Below are 19,973 nucleotides of genomic sequence, written 5' to 3' on the forward strand. Positions count from 1 at the left end.
GCATGGCCAGCTATCGTCAGTACTGGGATCTGACCAAGCCCAAGGTCGTCGCCCTGATCGTGTTCACCGCGCTGGTGGGCATGTTCCTGGCCATCCCCGGGCTGCCGACCGCGCAGCAGGCGCTGGACGGCGCGCTCGGCTTCCTTGGCATCTGGCTGGCGGCCTCGGCCGCCGCGGCGATCAACCAGCTGCTGGACGCGCGCATCGATGCACAGATGGCGCGCACCTCGTGGCGCCCACTGGTGGTGGGCAAGGTCAAGCCGTGGCAGGTGCTGGTGTTCGCCGGCCTCCTGATCGCGCTGTCGATGACGATCCTGGTGGTCTGGGTCAACGTCATCACCGCGGTGCTGACCTTTGCCTCGCTGATCGGGTACGCGGTGATCTACACCGTGTACCTCAAGCGCGCGACCTCGCAGAACATCGTCATCGGTGGCCTTGCCGGCGCCACCCCGCCGATGCTCGGCTGGGCCGCGATCACCGGCATGCAGGGCCCGTGGGACTGGGCCTACGCATCGCTGCTGGTGCTGATCATCTTCATCTGGACCCCACCGCACTTCTGGGCCCTGGCGATCTTCCGTCGCGAGGATTACGCCAAGGCGGAGATCCCGATGCTGCCGGTGACCCATGGCGTGGCGTATACCCGCAAGTCGATCATGGTCTATTCGATCGCCCTGGCCATCGTCAGCATCCTGCCGGTCGTGTTCGGCATGAGCGGCATGTTCTATCTCGGCGGCGCGATCGTGCTCAACGCGGTCTTCCTCTGGTACGCCTGGCGCATGCTGAATCCGCCGGATGAGATCTTCTCGATGAAGATGTTCGGCTACTCCATCGTCTACCTGATGGCGCTGTTCGCCTTCCTCATGGTGGACCACTGGATGCTGCCCTGGTTGCAGTAACGCCTTGAATCGGTGATTCGCCGTCGCCATTGCCTCTGTACCGAACAGGGAGTGACGGTATGAAGCGATGGCGTTGGATGGCAGGGTGGGTGATCGGGATGGCGTTGGGTGCGGCCAATGCGGCACCGGCACCGGTAACGCGAGTGGAGGACACGGCTGCGCAGATCATCCAGCATGCAGGCGATGCGCGCCTGATCGTACTCGGCGAATACCACGGCACCGCTGAAACGCCGCGGCTCGTGGCCGATCTGGTGGAGCGCTACAGCCGCGACAACGCCGCGGTTCGGCTGGGACTGGAGATGCCGATGAGCGAGAACGTCGCGCTCGCGCGCTACCTGCGCTCCAACGGTGATCCTGATGCGCGTGAAGCACTGCGGACCACCCCGTTCTGGTCCGTCAAGGATAACCAGCATGACGGACGGCGAAGCCGGGACATGCTCGACCTGATCGAATCCATTCGATCGCTGCGCGCGCAGGGACGCAATGTGGGCGTCGCCGGCTATGACGTGGAGAGCGGAGCGTCCAACGGCAACGAAGCGCGCGACGCTGCCATGGCCACGCATCTGCACCAGCAGTTCAACGCGCTGCCGCCCGGCGCCCGGATGCTGGTGCTGACCGGCAACGTGCATGCGATGCGCAGCCCGCCCGCAGATGCGCCACCGGAGATGCAGCAGCGCACGATGGCCTCCCACCTGCTGGATCTGCCGCTGTACAGCGTGCGCCTGGAGGCGTTGCGCGGTCATTTCTGGGCCTGCGTGCAGCCTTGCCGCGCGCTGCCGCTGATCGAGCGCGCACCACGTGATCCCGAACTCAGTGCTGACCAGGATCGGCAGTACGATCTGGTGGTCTTCCTGCCCGGACTCAGCGTCGGCACGCTGACGGCGCCCTAGGGCTGGCTCTGCGGCCTGCGTGACGAGGCCGCGCAGGCTGCAGTATTGCCGCCTCAGTCCTGCCGGGTGACGGGCGTCGGTTCCACTGGATCACGCGCATACCGCTGCGCGATCATCGCGCAGACGATCAGCTGGATCTGGTGATAGATCATGATCGGCAGCACGATCGCACCGAGGCTGCCGCCGGCGAACAGCACCTTGGCGATGGGCACGCCGGTGGCCAGGCTCTTCTTGGAGCCGCAGAACAGGATGGTGATTTCATCCTCGCGGTTGAAGCCCAGCCGGCGCGCGATGAAGCGGATCAGCGGCATCGCGATGCCGAGCAGCACTGCTGCCACCACGGCCACACTGAGCAGCGACAGCAGCGGCGTCTTGCTCCACAGCCCTTCGCTCACCGCTTCGCCGAAGGCGGAGTAGACCACCAGCAGGATCGTGCCCTGGTCGGTGTAGCGCAGCAGGGCGCGCTGCTTTTCGACCCAGCGGGCGATCCAGGGCCGCAGCAGGTGGCCGGCCACGAACGGCACCAGCAGCTGCAGCATGATGCTGACGATGGCCTGGCCGGGGTTGTGCATGCCGCCTTCGGTGCCGGCCAGCAGGGCCAGCAGCAGCGGGGTCAGGAACACGCCGAGGATGCTCGACAGCGAGGCGCTGCACACCGCCGCCGGAACGTTGCCCCGGGCGATCGAGGTGAATGCGATCGAGGACTGCACAGTGGACGGCAGCGCGCACAGGAACAGCACGCCGATGTACAGCTCGGGGGTGAGCAGCCAGCCATCCAGCGGTTTGAACATCAGCCCCAGCAACGGGAACATCACGAAGGTGCAGGCCAGGATGGTCAGGTGCAGGCGCCAGTGCAGCAGGCCGGCGACGATCGACTCACGCGGCAGGCGTGCGCCGTGCAGGAAGAACAGTGCGGCGATGGCGACGTCGGTGACATCGTCCAGGACCATCGCGGCGGCGCCGTGCATCGGCAGGAAGGACGCCAGCAGCACGGTGCAGAGCAGGGCGAGGGTGAAGTTGTCCGGTCGCAGGCGCGACCACCAGCGGGTCATGGTGGGCAGGCTCCTGTAGAGCAGGGAAGTGGGCGGGAGAAGAAGAGCGGGGTCAACGCGCGGCGTCCTGCTCCAGCAGGACACGGGTCGGCGCTTCCAGCGAGGTCATGCCGGCCTCGCGGCCGAACTGCAGCGCCTGGTCCACCGAGGCACCGTCATGCGCCTCCAGCACGGCCAGCAATGCACCGGCGCGGTTGCCGGAGGCGCAGTGCAGCAGCACCGGGCCCTGGCTCTGCGCCAGGGCGGTACGCAGCGCCTGCGCGTTGGCGTCGGTCAGGCCGGCGGCACCCGCAACGGGAATGCGCACGTAGCGCAGGCCCAGGCGCTCGGCCGCGGCGGTTTCATCGAAGCCACGCGCCTCATCGGGCTGGCGCAGGTCGATGACGGTGGTGATCCCGGCCGCGGCCGCCTGCTGCAGATCGGCAGCGCTGGGTTGCCCGGCGGTGTACAGCTGCGGCCGTGGCTGTGCGAATGGCAGTTCCGCCGCCCAGGTGGGCAGGCACGGCGCGAACAGCGCGGCCATGACGCCAGCGCGGAGCCAGCGGACGATCGGTGCGGTGGAACGTGCGATGTGGGATGCCACGGCGGCTCCGTCGGTCAGAAGCGGAGGGTGCTGCGCGCCTTGAGCAGTTCGCGCAGCTCGTACTTGTCAGTATCGTCCAGACCCTGCTGGCTCTGCTTTGCCTGAAGCTCATCCAGACGTTGCATCAACAGCTGTTTCTCCAGCTGGGCCACGGCGTCATGCAGTTCCTGGGTCCACATCGCCTCGTCGCCGGGCAGGGTCTGTGCGGCCAGCTTGTGCAGCGCGTCCTGTTCCTCGCGCCCGTCGAAGTGCTCCAGCAGCGCGCCGGTGCTGATGTCCGGGCGCTGCTCGACCAGGGTCAGCAGTTCGGTCAGCAGTTCGATGCCGGGCAGGCGCAGGCCGGTGAAGTGGTGGCCTTCCAGGGTCATCGCCAGCGAGGGCTGCTGCAGCAGGATCGCGATGGCCGCACGCACCAGGCTGCGGCGCTGTGCCGGTGCGACCGCGCGCTGTGGCGGCCGCGAAGGAGCCGCGGATGCGCTGGGCTTGGCACCCAGGCCGGTCAGCGTGGTCAGCTGCTGCTTCATCAGGTCGCCGAAGGCGCCATCGGGAATCTGTGCCAGCATCGGCTTGGCCCGTTCGGCCAGGCGTGCCTTGCCGTCAAGCGTGCCCATGTTGACCTCACGGGTGAGCTCATCGAAGAAGAACTGCGACAGCGGCGTGGCCTGCTGGAGGCGGGCATCGAAGCCCTCGCGGCCTTCCTTGCGCACGATCGTGTCCGGGTCCTCGCCGTCGGGCAGGAACAGGAAGAATGCCTGGCGGCCGTCCTTCATGCGCGGCAGCACCGACTCCAGCGCACGCCAGCCGGCGCGACGGCCGGCGGCATCGCCATCGAAGCAGAAGAACACGTCCGGCGCGTTGCGGAACAGCAGCTCGGCGTGGTCCGGCGTGGTCGCCGTGCCCAGCGTGGCCACTGCCTGGGTAACCCCGAACTGGAACAGCGAGACCACGTCCATGTAGCCCTCGACGACGATCAGCCGCTCGATCTTCTGGTTGGCCTGGCGTACCTGCCACAGGCCGTACAGCTCGCGGCCCTTGTGGAACAGCGCGGTCTCGGGCGAGTTGAGGTACTTCGGGCCGTCGTCCTTCTCCATCACGCGACCGCCGTAGGCGATCACGCGGCCACGGCGGTCGAAGATCGGGAACATGACGCGGTCGCGGAACTTGTCGTAGACGTGGCCGCGGTCGTTCTTGGAGAACAGGCCGGCGCGGTCGAGCAGCTTCATCCGGCGCTCGTCCTTGCCCAGCGCGTCCTTCAACGCGCTGTAGCCGTCCGGTGCGTAACCGATGGCGAAGCGCTCGCGGTTCTCTTCATCGACACCGCGCTGGTCCAGGTAGGCGCGCGCCTTGTCGCTGCCCTTCAGCGCGGTCTGGAAGAAGCGCGTGGCCGCATCCAGGGCCGAGTACAGATCGCGGCTGTCGTCCTGCTGCTGGGCGGTGCGCGGCTGGGTATCGCGCGGCACTTCCATGCCCACGCGCTTGGCCAGCTCATCAACCGCGTCGAGAAACTCGAGGCGGTCGTAATTCATCAGGAAACTGATCGCCGTGCCATGCGCGCCGCAGCCGAAGCAGTGATAGAACTGCTTGGTCGGCGAGACCGTGAACGAGGCCGAGCGCTCGTCATGGAACGGGCACCGTGCGGCGTATTCCTTGCCCTGGCGCTTCAGCGGCACGCGGCTGCCCACCACCTCGACAATGTCGGAGCGGGCCAGCAGGTCGTCGATGAATGCGTCGGGGATACGGGCCATGGGCAGCAGGCGGGGGCATGGCCGGTCACGGCCACGCGCGGAAGCGGGGGTGCCGCTAGTCTACTAGCTGCCGGCCGTTTCGCCCGGTTTCGGCGGCGCGACACCGGCCTGGGCGAGGACGGCATGGGCGCGCAGGCGCTCATCGATCACCGAGGTCATCAGTGCACCGACGAAGAACACCACGGTGGCGTAGTAGATCCACACCAGCGAGATCACCAGGGCGCCCATCGAGCCATACGCGCTGCCCGGTGCGACGGTGGCGATGTACAGGCCGATGCCATAACGGCCCAGCGCGAACAACGCCGAGGTGATCGCACCGCCGATGAAGGCCTGTCGCCACGCCACGCGGCGGTCGGGCAGGTAGTGGTAGAGGAAGGCGAAGCCCACCGTGTACAGCGCCAGGCTGGTGAGATAGCCGATCGCCGGCAGGACCGAGGGCAGGTGCGCGAAGACCACCTGCAGCATGGTGGTGGCGGTCATCGACAGGATCAGCAGGAAGCCCAGCGCCAGGACCACGCCGAAGGAGAACACGCGCTTGCGCAGCCACGCCACGATCCCATCCAGGCGCTCGCCGCTGGTGTTGAAGATCAGGTTCAGGGCGTTCTGCAGCTGGGCGAACACCGCCGTGGCGCCGATGAACAGCAACAAGGTGCTCCAGACCCCCGCCAGCGTGCCGATGTCCGGCTGGTTGTTGGCGTTGCTGAGGACGGTTTCGGCCACTGAGGCGGCACTGGTGCCGGCCACATCGTTGATCTGGCCCAGCAGCGCCTGCTGCGCCGGGGGATACAGCGAGGCCGTCAGCCACAGCAGCAGGACCAGCAGCGGCGCCATCGAGAGCAGGGCATAGAAGGCCAGCGCGGCGGCCTGGGTCATCACGTCCGCATCGATGAAACGGCGCACCAGTACGGCGGGAAAGCTCTTCTCCAGCCGCGCCATGTGCTTGCGGACCTTGGACAGGGAGGGGCTCGGTTGGTGCATGGACGGCGTCGGGTCGGGAGCGAGGCCCCTGTTCTAGCAAATGGCCGGGGTGCGCCGGGTGAAGCGGTCCGGTCACGGCGTGACCTTGACGGATATCGCGCTATCCTTTTTCCCGGTTTTCCACCTTCACAGCAGAAAGGACGCTTCATGAAAGGAATGGTCTACACGACGATGGCGCTGTTGGCGGCCGCAGGTCCGGCGATGGCCGCCGGGGCCTGCGACAAGGCCTTCAAGACGGTAGGGGACGCGCGCAACGGTGCGCTTTACATGGCCGATGTCACCGTACCGGGGCTGAAGGTGCAGAGCGCGCTGGACCAGTTGCGCAAGATTGGCGGCGATGACGAATTCGAAGTCGCCGGTCAGCTGGTGCAGGGCGATACCGGCGACCAGTACTTGATCCAGCGCAAAGGGCTGCGCACCCCGCTGGTACTGGTGGGCACCGCCGACCGTACCGGTCGGGTCACCCTGGCGACCAAGCTGGCCCGGGGCCAGTCGGTCGAGCCGGCGGCGGCCAAGCAGTCGATGTGCGGGATGCTGGACAAGCTCAAGGCGGGCAGCCAGGGCGACGCGGTTGCCGCAGCGGGACGCACCCAGTACCCGATGCCGGCCATGGAGGCCGTGGCGGCCCCGGATCTGTCCAAGATGATGGGCAAGGAAGTCAAAGACACGATGGCCCTGTACCGCAGTGCCGGTGCCTTCAAGGACCTGATGCTGGGTACCACCACCAACAAGGAAGACAAGGGCGACCGTTCGGCCACGTTCCTGCCGCTGTACGCCAAGTATGTGGGGCGGCGCTACCAGATCGATGGCCAGATCTATACCGTCAATCCCAACACGTACTCGACCAAGCCTGGTGACATCGGCTCGATCAACTATCTGGTCACGCCAACCCGCGGCCTGCTGCGCGTCCGCCAGAGCGACAGCTACAACAACAACAACTACACCATCCGCTGCGAATTCGCGTCCGACCAGGCCGCCAACTTCACCATGCTGCGCGAGCGCGACTGGGCCAAGCTGGAAGGCGAGATCAGTTCGATCGAGGAAAGCTCGATGACACTGCGCAATTGCCGCCAGGCCTCCTGACAGCGGACCTGCTGAAACTGAAAAGGCCCGCGAAATGCGGGCCTTTTCATCGGCGGCGTGGCGGCGGGATCAGCCGGCCAGCTGCTGCTTGACCAGCTTGGACACCAGGCCCATGTCGGCCTGGCCGGCCAGGCGCGGCTTGAGCGCGCCCATCAGCTTGCCGATGTCGGCCGGGGTGGTCGCGCCGGTTTCGGCGATGGCGGCCTGGATGGCGGCCACGATCTCGGCTTCGCCCAGCTTGGCCGGCAGGTACTGGTCGATGACCACGATTTCCTCGCGCTCGATCACGGCCAGGTCTTCGCGACCGGCGGCCTCGAACTGGGTGACCGAGTCCTTGCGCTGCTTGACCATCTTTTCCAGCACGGCGAGCACGGCGGCGTCGTCCAGCTCGATGCGCTCATCGACTTCGCGCTGCTTGATCGCGGCGTTCATCAGGCGGATCACGCCCAGGCGGTGCTTCTCGCCGGCCTTCATGGCGGCCTTCATGTCATCGGTGAGCTGCTGCTTCAGGCTCATGGGAACACCTCGTGTCGGTGGAAATGGGAAGCGGGGCGCCGAAGCGCTGGAACGCAAAAAGCCGGTAACGCTCGCGCGTTCCGGCTTCGGCTCCGTCACGACAGGCCAGGGCCCGCCGTATCGAAGTTGCGTCCGATCAGTACAGGCGCTGACGCTTGGTAACGTCGCGCGACGAACGGCGCAGCTGACGCTTCACAGCAGCGGCAGCCTTACGCTTACGCTCCTGGGTCGGCTTTTCATAGAACTCGCGCTTGCGGGTTTCGGCCAGCACGCCGGCCTTTTCGCAGGTGCGCTTGAAGCGACGGAGCGCAAACTCGAAGGGCTCGTTCTCGCGGACTTTAACGCTGGGCATGGAATCTCCGGGACACAGTAGAACCGGGTCACGCCCGGTGAGAGCCGCACATTATAGCGGCGAGAAAAGAAGTTGCAACCCACCCCGGCGAACTTCTTGGCCACGGGTGATGCTGAGACAGGCCAGCGTACGTCTGCCGGGGCCTGAAGAGGTCCATAATACCCGTTATGCGAGTCCTTGGTATCGAATCTTCCTGCGATGAGACCGGCGTGGCGGTGTATGACACCTCCCTGTCCGGGATCGACGCCCTGCGCGCCCACGCGGTCTACAGCCAGATCGCCCTTCACGCCGAGTACGGCGGGGTGGTGCCCGAGCTGGCCAGCCGCGACCACGTGCGCAAGCTGCTGCCGCTGATCCGCCAGACCCTGGCCGACGCCGGCATGACCGTGGCCGACATCGACGGGGTGGCCTACACGGCCGGCCCCGGCCTGGTCGGCGCGCTGCTGGTCGGGGCGGGCGTGGCCCGTTCGCTGGCCTGGGCGCTGGAGGTGCCGGCGGTCGGGGTCCACCATATGGAAGGGCATCTGCTGGCCCCGCTGATGGAAGACGACCCGCCGCAGGCGCCGTTCGTGGCCCTGCTGGTGTCCGGCGGGCATACCCAGCTGGTGGCGGTGGACCGGATCGGCCAGTACCGCCTGCTCGGCGAAACCCTGGACGACGCCGCCGGCGAGGCTTTCGACAAGACCGCCAAGCTGATGGGCCTGCCGTACCCCGGTGGCCCGCAGTTGGCGGCCCTGGCCGAGCGCGGCACGCCGGGCCGGTTCAAGTTCACCCGGCCGATGACCGACCGCCCCGGGCTGGATTTCAGCTTCTCCGGATTGAAGACCCAGGTCCTGCTGGCCTGGCGCGACAGCGACCAGAGCGAGCAGACCCGCGCCGATATCGCGCGCGGTTTTGAAGATGCGGTGGTCGACACCCTGGCGATCAAGTGCGAACGCGCGCTGGATGCGGCGGGCACCGATGTGATCGTGGTGGCTGGCGGCGTCGGGGCCAACAAGCGCCTGCGCGCCAAGCTGCAGCAGATGGCCGCCCGCCGCGGTGGCCGCGCCTGCTTCCCGCGCCCGGCGCTGTGCACCGACAACGGCGCGATGATCGCCTTCGCCGGCGCCCTGCGTCTGGAAGCGGGCCAGCACACCCCGCCGCAGGTGCAGGTCACCCCACGTTGGGACATGGCGACGCTGCCGGCGGTGTGAGGTTGGCCGAGCGTCGGCAACGACTCAGACCGGCCTCCGCTTCAGCAATGATGTCACCGACTCATGCCGGTTCATCCACCGCTCGATATGGGCGCAGCGCATCTGGACGATTCGTCCAATCGTGGCCAGATCCAGCGCAAGGTCACGCGCGAAGATCGGTTCGTGATGCGCAATCCGGTTGCGCAGCTGCCTCACCTGTTCGAGGTTGCCGTGCAGCTGCGCGCGCACAAGGTGCCCGGGTACGTCCGGATCCGCGCCTGGAAGGACGCGCCTCAGGGTCTTGGACCATAGCGTCCTGTCGAATCGTTGGGTAAACAGGTGCTGCCAGAACGCGAATCTCAACGAGGCGATAACGGCCGCCGTTGACGTGTGCTTCGACGCTGCGCGGCGCAACTCTTCGCGCGCGTTGTAGCGCGCTGTGCCGCCGGGAAGACTGGTACGGAACCCTTCCTGCCATGGCCAGAGTGCACCATGCTGCTGGGCTACCGCTTCAGCCACCGCATTGCGGATGACGACCTCGCAGGTATGGAGCGGCAGTAAAAACGCGCCGCTGACCCTCATGTTCCATCGATACAGCTCGAATGGATGGGTGCGAAGTCGGGCGTGTGCGACGGCTTCTTCATACGTTGTCATGCGTGCTGCGGAGAATGAGCGGTGAATCAGGTGCTGATCGCGCACGTCAGAGCTTTGCGGGGTCCATGGGCCTCCACCGTAGAGGGTGGCTGTCGCGCGCGGTATCAGGGAAGTCGGTCAGTCGTGGCAGGTTTGATCTATCGAAAACACTTATCGGATCAATGATCTACCGAGTTCCAAGGGGGCTGAGCACTACGTCATAAATCCGGATTCAGACCGTTGACCCTATTTGGCAACACCGGTACCGTTGCCGCGTGTGCCACCGGGATCAGCTGATGGGTAAGCCCATCTCCCCCGGGGACAGTGGTGGTAAGCAAAGGGTCCCGCGCGGGACCCTTTGTCTTTTCCGGCACCGGCGCGGACGCCCGCCGACCCCGATTCCCGGCACATTCCGGACAGCCCCGTTACCATGGTCGCCATCTTCCACGTGGCATGGCTATGGACAAGGTATTCATCGAGGGGCTCGAGATCGATGCGCTGATCGGGATCTACGACTGGGAACGGCGGATCCGCCAGACCCTGCGTTTCGATCTGGAAATGGGCTTCGACAACCGCCGTCCGGCGGCCGGCGACGACATCGCCGATACCCTCAATTACAAAGCCGTGAGCAAGCGCATCGAGCAGTTCGTGCGTGACTCGGACTATGGCCTGGTCGAAACGCTGGCCGAGCGCATCGCCGAGATCGTGCTGCGTGAATTCAAGGTGCAATGGCTGCGCCTGAAGCTCAGCAAGCCCGGCGCGGTGCGCGGTGCGCGCGCGGTCGGCGTGATCATCGAGCGCAGCGCGCAGGACCTGGCAACGCCCTGATACCCCGATTAGGAGATCGATACACGATGTTGGATGCGGTAGTGGCAACCCGATGGCTGGACAGTGTCCAGCAGACCCTGGAACCCTGGCCCTGGGCCTACACCCTGCTGGTGCTGGCAGCGCTGGCCCTGGCGGCCTGGCTGGCCAACTTCGTCACCAAGAAGATCCTGCTGCGCGGCCTGCGCAAGCTGGTCAGCCGCCTGCCTGGCCATAGCGCCGGCAATGAAGGCGGCAACAACCTGCGGGTGATTTCGCGGTTGTCCAACGTGGTGCCGAGCATGGTCATCGCCGCCGGCATCCGGATCGTGCCGGACCTGCCGCCGGAGCTGGTGGCGTTCGTGATCGGCGCCTGCCGGGCGTGGGCGGTGCTGACCGTGGCGCTGGCCGTCTCGCATGCGCTGGATGCCGCCAACGATCTGTACGAGCGGCGCCCGGATGCGCGCAACAAGCCGATCAAGGGCTACCTGCAGGTCGTGAAGATCATCGTCTTCGTGATCGCCGGCCTGTCGATCGTGGCGACCCTGCTGGGCGTGAAGCTCGGCCCGCTGGTCACCGGCCTGGGTGCGGCCACCGCGGTGCTGATGCTGATCTTCCAGGACACCATCCTCTCGTTGGTGGCCAGCGTGCAGATCAGCGGCGATGGCCGGGTGCGGCTGGGCGACTGGATCGAGATGCCGAGCCAGAACGCTGATGGTGACGTGATCGATATCGCGCTGCACACCATCACCGTGCAGAACTTCGACAAGACCATCACCACCATCCCGACCAAGAAGCTGGTGACCGAGTCGTTCAAGAACTGGCGTGGCATGCAGGAAGCGGGTGGGCGCCGGATCAAGCGCTCGCTGTACCTGGACCAGCACAGTGTCGGCTTCGTCGATGCGCCGATGCTGGCCGAGCTGGAGCAGTTCGCGGTGCTGGGCGATTACCTGCGCGGCAAGCAGGCCGAGCTGCAGCAGTACAACGCCGACCTCCAGGCCAAGGGCGTGGCCGCCGTCAACGCGCGCCGGGTGACCAACCTGGGCACCTTCCGCGCCTATGTCGAGCGCTACCTGCAGCACCATCCGGGCATCCATACCGAAATGACCCTGCTGGTACGGCAGCTGCAGCCCACCACCCAGGGCCTGCCGCTGGAGATCTACTGCTTCACCCGCAGCACGGCGTGGGGCGAGTACGAGGGCGTGCAGTCGGACGTGTTCGATCACCTGCTGGCGATCCTCCCGACCTTCGGGCTGCGGGTTTTCCAGGAATCCAGCGACGCCATGTTGATGGCGGGGCAGCAGCGCCTGGCCGCTGCGGAGTAAGCTCCTGTGCCCCCGTCGCTGCCCGTGCGGTGGCGGGGGTCTTCCCTCCGGGGAAGAAAAATGAACGCAAAAGTCATTCACAACGGCCTCGGGAACGCTAGAATCCCGGGCTTGTAAACGTTTTCATAAGGACAGCCGGTGGCCGCCGATCGTATCGAAACCCTCATTGCCCAGATGACCGTCGAAGAAAAAGTCGGCCAGCTGGGTGTGTTCGCCGACATGGTCCGCCCGTTCGCGCCGGATGTGAATCCGGAAGCCAACGTCAGCAATGCCGACCAGGTGCTGCAGCAGGTGCGCGAGGGCAAGGTGGGCTCGCTGTTCAATGGCGTGGGCGTGGAAGCCGGCCGCCGCATCCAGCAGGTCGCGCTGGAAGAAAGCCGCCTGAAGATTCCGGTGATCCTGGCCGCGGACGTGATCCACGGCATGCGCACCGTATTCCCGATCCCGCTGGGCGAGGCCGCCAGCTTCGAACCGGACCTGGCCGAGCGCACCGCCCGCGCCACCGCGGTGGAAGCGACGGCAGCCGGCCTGCATTGGACCTACGCGCCGGCCGTGGATATCGCCCGCGACCAGCGCTGGGGCCGTGGCGCCGAGGGCGCCGGTGAAGACGTGGTGCTGGGCTGTGCGTTCGCCGCCGCCCGCGTGCGCGGTTTCCAGGGCCCGGACCTGCGCGCCGCCGATGCCCTGCTGGCCACCCCGAAGCATTTCGCCGCCTACGGCGCGGTGATGGCCGGCATGGAATACAACATGGTCGACATCTCGCCGCAGACCCTGCGCGACGTGCACCTGCCGCCGTTCAAGGCCGCTTTCGAAGCCGGTGCCCTGACCGTGATGTCCTCCTTCAACGACATCAACGGCGTGCCGGCCAGCGCCAATGCCGAGCTGTTGACCGACATCCTGCGCGGGGAGTGGAAGTTCCCGGGCGTGGTGATCTCCGACTACACCGCCGACATGGAACTGGTCGCGCACGGCTACGCCGCCGATGACCGCGACGCCACCGCCAAGGCCTTCACCGCCGGCCTGGACCTGAGCATGCAGAGCGGCTTCTATGCCGAACACCTGCCGGGCCTGATCGAGAGCGGCGAAGTCCCGATGGCCACGCTGGACGAGTCGGTGCGCCGCATCCTGCGCCTGAAGGAAGCGATCGGCCTGTTCGACGACCCGTACCGTTCGCTGGATCTGGCGCGCGAAGCGGACACCTCGCATATCGCCGCGCATGACGAACTCTCGCGCGATGCCGCGCGCCGTTCGATCGTGCTGCTCAAGAACGCCGAGTCGGTGCTGCCGCTGAAGAAGGCTGGGCAGAAGATCGCGCTGATCGGGCCGTTCGTGCAGGATCGCGACAACATCGAAGGCTGCTGGACGCTGTTCGGCGACAAGTCGCGCTACGTCACCCTGGAAGCCGGCGTACGCGCGGCGATCAGCGATGAAGCACTGCTGGAAATCGTGCCGGGCTGTGATCTGGAAGCCGCCGTGCAGGACGGCATCGAACAGGCCGTGGCCGCCGCGCTGCGTGCCGACGTGGTGGTGCTGGCCCTGGGCGAACCGCAGCGTTACAGCGGTGAGGCGCAGTCGCGCGTGGAGATCACGTTGCCGCCGGCACAGCTGGCGCTGGCCGAAGCGGTGGCGATGACCGGCAAGCCGCTGGTCGTGCTGCTGCGCAATGGCCGCGCGCTGGCCCTGCAGGGGGCGGTGCGCAATGCCCATGCCGTGGCGATCACCTGGTACCTGGGCACCCAGACCGGGCACGCCGTGGCCGATGTGCTGTTCGGCGATTACAACCCGTCCGGCCGCCTGCCGGTGAGCTTCCCGCAGGTGTCGGGCCAGCAGCCGTATTTCTACAACCACCCGCGCACCGGTCGCCCGGAACTGCCGACCATGTCGGAGTTCAAGGCCCGCTGGCGCGAAATTCCGAACGAGCCGGCATACGCGTTCGGCCACGGCATGGGCTACACCACCTTCGCCTATGGCGTGCCGCAGCTGAGCAACGCGCAGCTGGGCTGGGACGACACCCTGACCATCACCACCACGCTGACCAATACCGGTGCGGTGGCAGGTGAGGAAGTGGTGCAGCTGTATATCCACGATCGCGTGGCCAGCCGCGTGCGGCCGGTGCGCGAGCTGAAGGGCTTCGACAAGATCGCGCTGCAGCCGGGCCAGAGCACCGAGGTGACCTTCACCCTGGATCGCCATGCACTGGGCTTCACCGGCCGCGATGGCGTGTTCCGCGCCGAGCCGGGCCAGTTCGAGCTGTGGGTGTGCGCCTCGTCGGTCAGCGGCGAGCCGGTGATCTTCGAGCTGCTGGCTGCCTGAGCCGGCCTCGCTTCACCCGGTAGTGCCGGCCAGCGGCCGGCACTACCGTATCCATCATCGGCGGCTGACGTTCCGGCGGGTACGCTGGCTCCCCGTGAAACCGATGGAGCCACCCATGCGCCTGTCCCGTACTCCTTTGTTGCTGGCCTTGGCCAGCCCGCTGTGGCTGGCCGCCTGCAGCCCGTCGTCGCCGCCGCCGGCTGACACCGCCGCTGCGGATCCCGCCCAGGGCCCGGCCACCGCCATTCCCGAAGGCCGCCCGACGCCGGGTGACACCGTGCCGTCCTCGGGCCTGTCGCCGGATGCGGTCACGGCCGGCAGCCCCGCGCCGGATGCCGACGCGCCTTCCGCTGGCGGTGCCACGACACCTGCTGCGGACGCCGCCGCCACACCTGCCGCGCCGAACAGCGCTGGCACCGGCGATGTCCGCCAACGCATCGATCAGGTGCTTGGCGACGCGGCCCAGTACGAAGCTGTGTTCAATGCCTTCCAGAAGGCGGTCAACGGCGGCGATCGCGCGGCCGTGGTCGAGGAAGTGCGCTTCCCGTTGAACATCGCCAATGGCGCCAGGATCACCGGCCCCGGCGAGTTCCAGCGCAACTACGAGCGCATCCTGACCCCGGCCGTGCGCAAGGCCATCGCCGCGCAGAAGTTCGACGACGTCATGGTCAACCAGCAGGGCGTGATGATCGGCGACGGCCAGGTCTGGCTCAACGGCGCGTGCCTGGATCAGGCGTGCAGCCGCACCGAGGTCAAGGTCGTAACCATCCAGTAAGCACGTGCAGCGCTTGAACGCGCGTTGAGGTGTGCAGGCTGCCGGCGATGCGCCGGCAGCCTGTCTGGCTCAGGCTTTCGGCGTGAGCTTGAGCAGCTTGCCGTTGCTGCCGTCTTCGAGCAGCCAGATCGCGCCATCCGGACCCTGTTCGATCTCGCGGATGCGCTCGCCCATGTCGAAGCGCTCGGCCTCGCGGGCGTTGTCGCCATCGAAGGCCACGCGCACCAGCGCCTTGGAGGACAGGCCCCCGATGAAGCCACTGCCGTCCCACTTGGGGAACTGTTTGCCGTTGTAGATGATGAAACCGGCCGGCGAGATCACCGGGGTCCAGGTCACCTTGGGCGCGGCGAATTCCGGGCGGGTGGAATGGTCGGGAATGTCGCGGCCGTCGTAGTGATTGCCGTTGGAGACGATCGGATAGCCGTAGTTGGCCCCGCGCTCGATCAGATTCAGCTCATCGCCGCCGGCCGGGCCCATCTCATGCACCCACAGCTTGCCGCGCGCATCGAAGGCGATGCCCAGCGCATTGCGGTGGCCGAGCGACCACACCTGCGCGGCCACGCCGCCCTGCGAGGCGAACGGGTTGTCGGCGGGCACGCTGCCGTCGTCATTGAGGCGGACCAGCTTGCCGAGGTTGCCGCCCATGTCCTGGGCCGGATCGAACTTCTGGCGCTCGCTGGACGTGATCCACAGCTTGCCGTCCGGACCGAACGCGAGGCGATGGCCGTAATGCCCCTTGCCGCTCACTTTCGGGGTCTGGCGCCAGATCACCTTGAGGTCTTCCAGCGTGCCGCTGCCATCGGCCGCCAGCGCCAGCCGCGCACGGGCAACCGCAGCGCCACGGGTATCACCGTCGCCTTCTTCGGCGTAGCTGAGATAGATCCACTGGTTCTTCGCGAAGTCCGGGTGCGGCAGCACATCGCCGAAGCCGCCCTGGCCGCCGTAGGCGACGTCCGGGACGCCGGTGATGGTGGCGGTTTTGCGGGTCTGCACGTTGAAGTGCTTCAGCGCGCCTTTCTTCTCGGTGACCAGCAGGCTGCCGTCGGGCAGGAAACTCATCGCCCAGGGCTCGTTGAAGCGGGCGAATTCGGTGGCGGCGAACGGCCACTGCGCTTTTTCCACGGCCGGGGCGGCGGCCTTGTCGGCAGCAACACAGGCGGTGGTGAACAGGACGGGGGTGAGGCTGATGGCGAGGGTAAGCAAGAGCTTGCGGGTCATGGAAGTCTCCGTCGGGGAGGCGATGGCCAACCCCTGTTGTACACCATGCCCATCAACGCCGCGTGGACCAGAGGTACTGCCCACACGACAACGGCGACCCGAGGGCCGCCGCTGGTGGTGAATCGGGGAGTGCGCGTCAGGTGCCGCGCGGTACGCCCTTGTCCAGGTGCGCCTGGCGCAGCGCGGTGGACTCATCCCAGCCGCGGCGCACCGCATTGCGGGCCTGTTCCCAGCTCAGCTTGCTCTGGCCATGTTCCTGCGCCCAGCGGGCCTGCAGCTCGGCTTCCACTTCTTCATACGCGCGGATCATGTCGTCAGCGCGGGTGCGATGGCCGAGCTGGTAGGCCGGCTCGTAGTCATCGAAGAACTGGTTGTTGTCATAGTACGGTTCGCTTGGAAAGCGCTCACGCCAGTAATCCGATACGGCCTGGCGCGGGACACCGTCTTCCGGCACCCGGCCGGGAATCTGATAGTCAGTGCTCATGTGTTGGCTCCGGTTGGGTGAGGCTTCACCGTATCCAAAGCCGGGTTAACGCCATGGACCGGCGAGGTGAATGACACATCAAGTGCCATTCACCTGCACACCTGCACCCCTGCTCAGGCTTGGTGATCGCGGCGCGGGAATTTATAGATGACCGCGCCTACCGCAAAGGCGATGCCTGCCGCCGCGATGTTCTGCCAGCTCGCGCTGGCGAACAAGCCCAGGCACAACAGCAGTGCGAGGATCGGGATCAGCGGTCCGCCGGGCAGCTTCAACGCGCCAGGGCGATCACGGAACCGGCGCGCCAGCACCAGCACCGCCGCGGCCGTGCCGATGTAGGCGAACAGGCGCGTGGTCATCGACAGCAGCGCCAGCTGCACGAACGAACCGGACAGGGCCAGCGCCAGGGCGATCAGTCCCTGCGCGATGATCGCCGCCGCCGGGGTGCGGAAGCGCGGATGCACCTGCGCCAGGATCTTCGGCCCGTAGCCATCGCGCGCCAACGCAAACAGGAAGCGCGGACCCATCATCATCGTGTTGCTGTTGGTGCCGAGGATGGAGATCGTTGCGCCCACGGTGAGGATCAGGGCGAGGGTGAGCCCGCCGAAGCTGGCGGCGGCATCGGCCAGCGGCGTCGGCGAACTGGCCAGCCCGGCCAGCGTGCCCTGTGCGATGAACTGCACCGCGCCGTAGATCACGGTGACGGTGATGATCATGGTGATCAGGGCGAAGGGAATATCGCGGCGCGGGTTCTTGTACTCACCGGCAGCGGCCGGGATGTTTTCGAAACCGGCATAGGCATACAGCAGCAGGAGTGCTGCTTCGCCCATGCGCTGCAGATCGTGTGGGTCAGGGCGTACGCCGGAGAAGGCCAGGTCGGTATCCACGTAGAACGCGCCGATCGCCACGAACAGCACCAGCGGCAGCAGCTTGCCGATCACCAGGATCACACCGGTACGCGCGGCCGAGCGCACCCCGGCCACGTTCACCGCGGTGAGGAAGCCCAGCGAGACCACGATGACCGCGATACGGCCGATGTCATGCCCGGCCCAGGGCCAGAACCGCGCGACCGCATCGGCCAGTGCGTTGCTGAGCGCCGCCGCCGAGCTGATGCGGGTGAGCCAGATCATCCAGCCGATCTCGAACCCGGCAAACCGGCCGAATGCCTCGCGCGCATACAGATAGCTGCCGCCGGGCTCGTCGAAGTAGCTGGCCGCCTGCGCATAGCAGAGCACCAGCAGGGCGACCACGATGCCCGCCGCGACCACCCCCCACAGGCTGAAAGGACCGAGCAGGGCGACGGTGGCCGCCGGCAGCAGGTAGATGCCACTGCCGATCACATCGTTGATCGAAAGGCCGACGATCTGCCAGCGGCTGACCGCGCGTTCGAGTTGCGGGTCGGGCGGCGCGGTGCTCAATGCACGCTCCCGGCCAGCACGGGCAGCTGCCAGTCGGCCTGCAGGCGCTGGTATTCCGCGCGCGGCAACAGTACGAAGCGCGGCCGCGCGCTGGCGTCCAGCCAGGCCAGCAGCGTGGTCATGCGCGCCGGGTCCATCGCGGTGCAGCCGGCGGTCGCCTCACCGGGTGTGCGCCACAGGTGGGCGAAGATGCAGCTGCCACGGCCGGGCGTCGCTTTCGGGTTGTGCTCGATGACGAAGCCTTCGCGGTAGCGCACGTCGCCCTTGTTGTGCAGGTCCAGCCGCATCGGCTCGGTCGAGCCTTCCACCGCATCGGCACCGACCACCTCGGCATCGACGATACGGTTGTAGTACGGCGAGTCCGGCACATCCATGCAGTAACTGGTGTCGCGCATCGCCTGATAGGGCAGGCCGCTGGTGACGCCGCGCGCATAGCCGAAGGCCGGGCCGATCGCGAAGATGCCGGCCGGGCTGCGGCCATCGCCTTCCTGCTTCCGTGGCGTCCCGGACTGGGCCGGGTGCAGCCCGTCGCCCCATGCGCTGCCGCTGCGGCCCACGGCGACATCGAAGGCGGCGCCGTGCGGCTGCCAGCCCTTCGCGGTGCGCTCGAAGGCCTGCAGCTTGCCCTGGGTGGCATCCCAGCCCTCGGTGGTGACCACGACCAGCTGCGCGCTGCCCTCCAGCGCGGCGGCGAACACGGGGGCGGCGATGACCAGCATCACGGCGGCGGTGACGGAGCGGAACAGCGGCATCATCGTGGCGGACTCCAGGATCAGCTGTCGATCAAATGTTCGATCCGTTCCAGGTTCACCCCGAGCTGGCGGTGGCGGTCCGGGTTGGCGTGGCACAGCAGGACGAAGACGAAATCCAGCAGCGCCTGCAGAGAAGAACGGTACAGCAGTTGCGCCACGTGCGGCGCCGGGTCATGCGCGCACAGCACCAGGCTGGCATCGGCATGGGCGCGCAACGGGTTGGCGCTGTGGCGGGTGATCGACACCACCTTGCCGCCCATGTCCTGGAACTGGCGCGACAGCTGGAACAGCTGTGGCAGCTTGCCGAATTCGGAGAACACCAGCATCGCGTCCCCGGGCCGTGCGGCCGAGAGGTTGGCCATCATCAGGATCGGGTCGGCGTGGTGCACGGTAAGCATGCCCAGCAGCGACAGGCGCATGGCGAATTCGCGGGCGTACAGGCCGTCATCGCCCAGGCCGTAGACGAACACCTTGGGCGCGCCATCGATCAGCTGCACGATTGCTTCGATGTCGGCCTGGGGATTGGCCAGCCAGGTTTCTTCCTCGGCGGCGGCCTTGCTCACGCGCAGGCGCTCGGCGATCTGGGTGTAGTCGTTGGCGGCCTCGGGGAGCGGCGGGCGGCTGTGCGGGTCGCTGCCGGCGCGGGCGACGGCCTCGCCGATGGAGTACTTGAGGTCCGGATAGCCCTTGAAGCCCAGTTTCTGGCTGAACTTGACCACGCTGGACTGGCTGATGCCCAAGGCGCTGGCCAGCTGCTGGGAGGAGTAATCGCGCAGGAGGTGGGCGTTGTCGAGGATGAAGTCGGCGATGCGGCGTTCGATCGCCGACATGTGGTCACGCTCGGAGCGGATTTTCACCAGGGGCGGCATGGGGAGGGCGTCAGATCCGGTAGAGCCACCCCATGGGTGGCTGCGGCAGGTGGGATTGCGCGAACGGCAGCCACGCATGGCGTGGCTCTACCGTAGGCGACAGGCGAGGCGGATACAA

20 protein-coding genes are annotated in these 19,973 nt (G+C 67.0%); 8 read left to right on the top strand and 12 right to left on the bottom strand.

Annotated features, from left to right (window positions below):
• Positions 1-2 precede the first annotated feature (2 nt).
• Together cyoE and BIZ42_RS11195 are read left to right on the top strand one after the other, a co-directional pair.
• Positions 3-896: a heme o synthase gene (gene cyoE / locus BIZ42_RS11190; protein WP_046272851.1), complete on the top strand. Its 894-nt coding sequence runs from the start codon at positions 3-5 to the stop codon at positions 894-896.
• Positions 897-994: 98 nt separating this feature from the next.
• Complete coding sequence (locus BIZ42_RS11195) at positions 995-1,786, top strand: calcium-binding protein (RefSeq protein WP_237393597.1); 792 nt, start codon at positions 995-997, stop codon at positions 1,784-1,786.
• Between the two features lie 53 nt (positions 1,787-1,839).
• Here BIZ42_RS11195 and BIZ42_RS11200 read toward each other — a convergent pair whose 3' ends face one another.
• The 4 genes from BIZ42_RS11200 to BIZ42_RS11215 all read right to left on the bottom strand — a co-directional run bounded on the left by BIZ42_RS11200 (position 1,840) and on the right by BIZ42_RS11215 (position 6,144).
• Positions 1,840-2,838: a bile acid:sodium symporter family protein gene (locus BIZ42_RS11200; protein WP_019185987.1), complete on the bottom strand. Its 999-nt coding sequence runs from the start codon at positions 2,836-2,838 to the stop codon at positions 1,840-1,842.
• Between the two features lie 52 nt (positions 2,839-2,890).
• The gene (locus BIZ42_RS11205; protein ID WP_070427512.1) at positions 2,891-3,361 is read right to left on the bottom strand and encodes a sulfur transferase domain-containing protein; all 471 of its coding nucleotides are present in this window, start codon (positions 3,359-3,361) and stop codon (positions 2,891-2,893) included.
• 74 nt (positions 3,362-3,435) lie between these two features.
• The gene (gene dnaG, locus BIZ42_RS11210; RefSeq protein WP_019185985.1) at positions 3,436-5,166 is read right to left on the bottom strand and encodes a DNA primase; all 1,731 of its coding nucleotides are present in this window, start codon (positions 5,164-5,166) and stop codon (positions 3,436-3,438) included.
• Between the two features lie 63 nt (positions 5,167-5,229).
• Positions 5,230-6,144 carry a YihY/virulence factor BrkB family protein gene (locus BIZ42_RS11215; protein ID WP_019185984.1) on the bottom strand — a complete coding sequence of 305 codons (915 nt, stop codon included), beginning with the start codon at positions 6,142-6,144 and terminating at the stop codon, positions 5,230-5,232.
• 147 nt (positions 6,145-6,291) lie between these two features.
• On the opposite strand from BIZ42_RS11215, the gene BIZ42_RS11220 reads away from it, so the two are divergent.
• Positions 6,292-7,227, top strand: coding sequence for a hypothetical protein (locus tag BIZ42_RS11220; protein ID WP_235318883.1), 936 nt, complete (start codon positions 6,292-6,294; stop codon positions 7,225-7,227).
• 69 nt (positions 7,228-7,296) lie between these two features.
• Here the strand turns inward: BIZ42_RS11220 and BIZ42_RS11225 are convergent, their stop codons facing one another.
• Together BIZ42_RS11225 and rpsU are read right to left on the bottom strand one after the other, a co-directional pair.
• Complete coding sequence (locus BIZ42_RS11225) at positions 7,297-7,743, bottom strand: GatB/YqeY domain-containing protein (RefSeq protein WP_070426478.1); 447 nt, start codon at positions 7,741-7,743, stop codon at positions 7,297-7,299.
• 136 nt (positions 7,744-7,879) lie between these two features.
• A complete protein-coding gene (gene rpsU / locus BIZ42_RS11230; RefSeq protein ID WP_002808376.1) occupies positions 7,880-8,095 on the bottom strand; it encodes a 30S ribosomal protein S21 in 216 nt (71 codons plus the stop codon).
• 167 nt (positions 8,096-8,262) lie between these two features.
• On the opposite strand from rpsU, the gene tsaD reads away from it, so the two are divergent.
• Positions 8,263-9,288 carry a tRNA (adenosine(37)-N6)-threonylcarbamoyltransferase complex transferase subunit TsaD gene (gene tsaD, locus BIZ42_RS11235; RefSeq protein ID WP_070426479.1) on the top strand — a complete coding sequence of 342 codons (1,026 nt, stop codon included), beginning with the start codon at positions 8,263-8,265 and terminating at the stop codon, positions 9,286-9,288.
• Positions 9,289-9,312: 24 nt separating this feature from the next.
• On the opposite strand, the gene BIZ42_RS11240 is transcribed toward tsaD, so the two are convergent.
• Positions 9,313-9,921 (bottom strand): hypothetical protein, encoded by a 609-nt coding sequence (locus BIZ42_RS11240; RefSeq protein ID WP_070426480.1) that lies wholly within the window; start codon positions 9,919-9,921, stop codon positions 9,313-9,315.
• Positions 9,922-10,359: 438 nt separating this feature from the next.
• On the opposite strand from BIZ42_RS11240, the gene folB reads away from it, so the two are divergent.
• The 4 genes from folB to BIZ42_RS11260 all read left to right on the top strand — a co-directional run bounded on the left by folB (position 10,360) and on the right by BIZ42_RS11260 (position 15,117).
• A complete protein-coding gene (folB, locus tag BIZ42_RS11245) occupies positions 10,360-10,728 on the top strand; it encodes a dihydroneopterin aldolase (protein WP_070426481.1) in 369 nt (122 codons plus the stop codon).
• Between the two features lie 26 nt (positions 10,729-10,754).
• On the top strand, positions 10,755-12,029 hold the full coding sequence (locus tag BIZ42_RS11250; RefSeq protein ID WP_070426482.1) for a mechanosensitive ion channel domain-containing protein: 1,275 nt from the start codon (positions 10,755-10,757) through the stop codon (positions 12,027-12,029).
• Between the two features lie 138 nt (positions 12,030-12,167).
• Positions 12,168-14,342 (top strand): glycoside hydrolase family 3 N-terminal domain-containing protein, encoded by a 2,175-nt coding sequence (locus BIZ42_RS11255; protein ID WP_070426483.1) that lies wholly within the window; start codon positions 12,168-12,170, stop codon positions 14,340-14,342.
• Between the two features lie 115 nt (positions 14,343-14,457).
• Positions 14,458-15,117, top strand: a complete 660-nt coding sequence (locus BIZ42_RS11260) for a hypothetical protein (protein ID WP_315985456.1) — start codon at positions 14,458-14,460, stop codon at positions 15,115-15,117.
• A gap of 69 nt (positions 15,118-15,186) precedes the next feature.
• Here the strand turns inward: BIZ42_RS11260 and BIZ42_RS11265 are convergent, their stop codons facing one another.
• From BIZ42_RS11265 to BIZ42_RS11285, 5 genes are all read right to left on the bottom strand, one after another.
• Positions 15,187-16,335, bottom strand: coding sequence for a PQQ-dependent sugar dehydrogenase (locus BIZ42_RS11265; protein WP_070426484.1), 1,149 nt, complete (start codon positions 16,333-16,335; stop codon positions 15,187-15,189).
• A gap of 136 nt (positions 16,336-16,471) precedes the next feature.
• A complete protein-coding gene (locus tag BIZ42_RS11270) occupies positions 16,472-16,819 on the bottom strand; it encodes a hypothetical protein (protein ID WP_019185974.1) in 348 nt (115 codons plus the stop codon).
• A gap of 113 nt (positions 16,820-16,932) precedes the next feature.
• Positions 16,933-18,234, bottom strand: a complete 1,302-nt coding sequence (locus BIZ42_RS11275; protein WP_070426485.1) for an amino acid permease — start codon at positions 18,232-18,234, stop codon at positions 16,933-16,935.
• Positions 18,231-18,989, bottom strand: a complete 759-nt coding sequence (locus BIZ42_RS11280; RefSeq protein ID WP_070426486.1) for a L,D-transpeptidase family protein — start codon at positions 18,987-18,989, stop codon at positions 18,231-18,233. Before BIZ42_RS11280 ends, BIZ42_RS11275 begins: the two co-directional genes overlap by 4 nt.
• A gap of 17 nt (positions 18,990-19,006) precedes the next feature.
• A complete protein-coding gene (locus BIZ42_RS11285; protein ID WP_019185971.1) occupies positions 19,007-19,855 on the bottom strand; it encodes a MurR/RpiR family transcriptional regulator in 849 nt (282 codons plus the stop codon).
• Between the last annotated feature and the right edge of the window lie 118 nt (positions 19,856-19,973).

Source organism: Stenotrophomonas sp. LM091 (assembly GCF_001806305.1).
Classification (GTDB): domain Bacteria; phylum Pseudomonadota; class Gammaproteobacteria; order Xanthomonadales; family Xanthomonadaceae; genus Stenotrophomonas; species Stenotrophomonas bentonitica_A.

Excerpts from the sequence above, each read along its gene's own strand:
- BIZ42_RS11280 (WP_070426486.1), bottom strand. The coding sequence starts at position 18,989 with ATGATGCCGCTGTTCCGCTCCGTCACCGCCGCCGTGATGCTGGTCATC.
- rpsU (WP_002808376.1), bottom strand. The coding sequence starts at position 8,095 with ATGCCCAGCGTTAAAGTCCGCGAGAACGAGCCCTTCGAGTTTGCGCTC.
- BIZ42_RS11195 (WP_237393597.1), top strand. The coding sequence starts at position 995 with ATGGCGTTGGGTGCGGCCAATGCGGCACCGGCACCGGTAACGCGAGTG.
- BIZ42_RS11240 (WP_070426480.1), bottom strand. The coding sequence starts at position 9,921 with ATGACAACGTATGAAGAAGCCGTCGCACACGCCCGACTTCGCACCCAT.
- dnaG (WP_019185985.1), bottom strand. The coding sequence starts at position 5,166 with ATGGCCCGTATCCCCGACGCATTCATCGACGACCTGCTGGCCCGCTCC.
- BIZ42_RS11205 (WP_070427512.1), bottom strand. The coding sequence starts at position 3,361 with ATGGCCGCGCTGTTCGCGCCGTGCCTGCCCACCTGGGCGGCGGAACTG.
- BIZ42_RS11215 (WP_019185984.1), bottom strand. The coding sequence starts at position 6,144 with ATGCACCAACCGAGCCCCTCCCTGTCCAAGGTCCGCAAGCACATGGCG.
- BIZ42_RS11285 (WP_019185971.1), bottom strand. The coding sequence starts at position 19,855 with ATGCCGCCCCTGGTGAAAATCCGCTCCGAGCGTGACCACATGTCGGCG.
- folB (WP_070426481.1), top strand. The coding sequence starts at position 10,360 with ATGGACAAGGTATTCATCGAGGGGCTCGAGATCGATGCGCTGATCGGG.
- cyoE (WP_046272851.1), top strand. The coding sequence starts at position 3 with ATGGCCAGCTATCGTCAGTACTGGGATCTGACCAAGCCCAAGGTCGTC.
- BIZ42_RS11260 (WP_315985456.1), top strand. The coding sequence starts at position 14,458 with ATGCGCCTGTCCCGTACTCCTTTGTTGCTGGCCTTGGCCAGCCCGCTG.
- BIZ42_RS11225 (WP_070426478.1), bottom strand. The coding sequence starts at position 7,743 with ATGAGCCTGAAGCAGCAGCTCACCGATGACATGAAGGCCGCCATGAAG.
- tsaD (WP_070426479.1), top strand. The coding sequence starts at position 8,263 with ATGCGAGTCCTTGGTATCGAATCTTCCTGCGATGAGACCGGCGTGGCG.
- BIZ42_RS11270 (WP_019185974.1), bottom strand. The coding sequence starts at position 16,819 with ATGAGCACTGACTATCAGATTCCCGGCCGGGTGCCGGAAGACGGTGTC.
- BIZ42_RS11220 (WP_235318883.1), top strand. The coding sequence starts at position 6,292 with ATGAAAGGAATGGTCTACACGACGATGGCGCTGTTGGCGGCCGCAGGT.
- BIZ42_RS11265 (WP_070426484.1), bottom strand. The coding sequence starts at position 16,335 with ATGACCCGCAAGCTCTTGCTTACCCTCGCCATCAGCCTCACCCCCGTC.
- BIZ42_RS11200 (WP_019185987.1), bottom strand. The coding sequence starts at position 2,838 with ATGACCCGCTGGTGGTCGCGCCTGCGACCGGACAACTTCACCCTCGCC.
- BIZ42_RS11250 (WP_070426482.1), top strand. The coding sequence starts at position 10,755 with ATGTTGGATGCGGTAGTGGCAACCCGATGGCTGGACAGTGTCCAGCAG.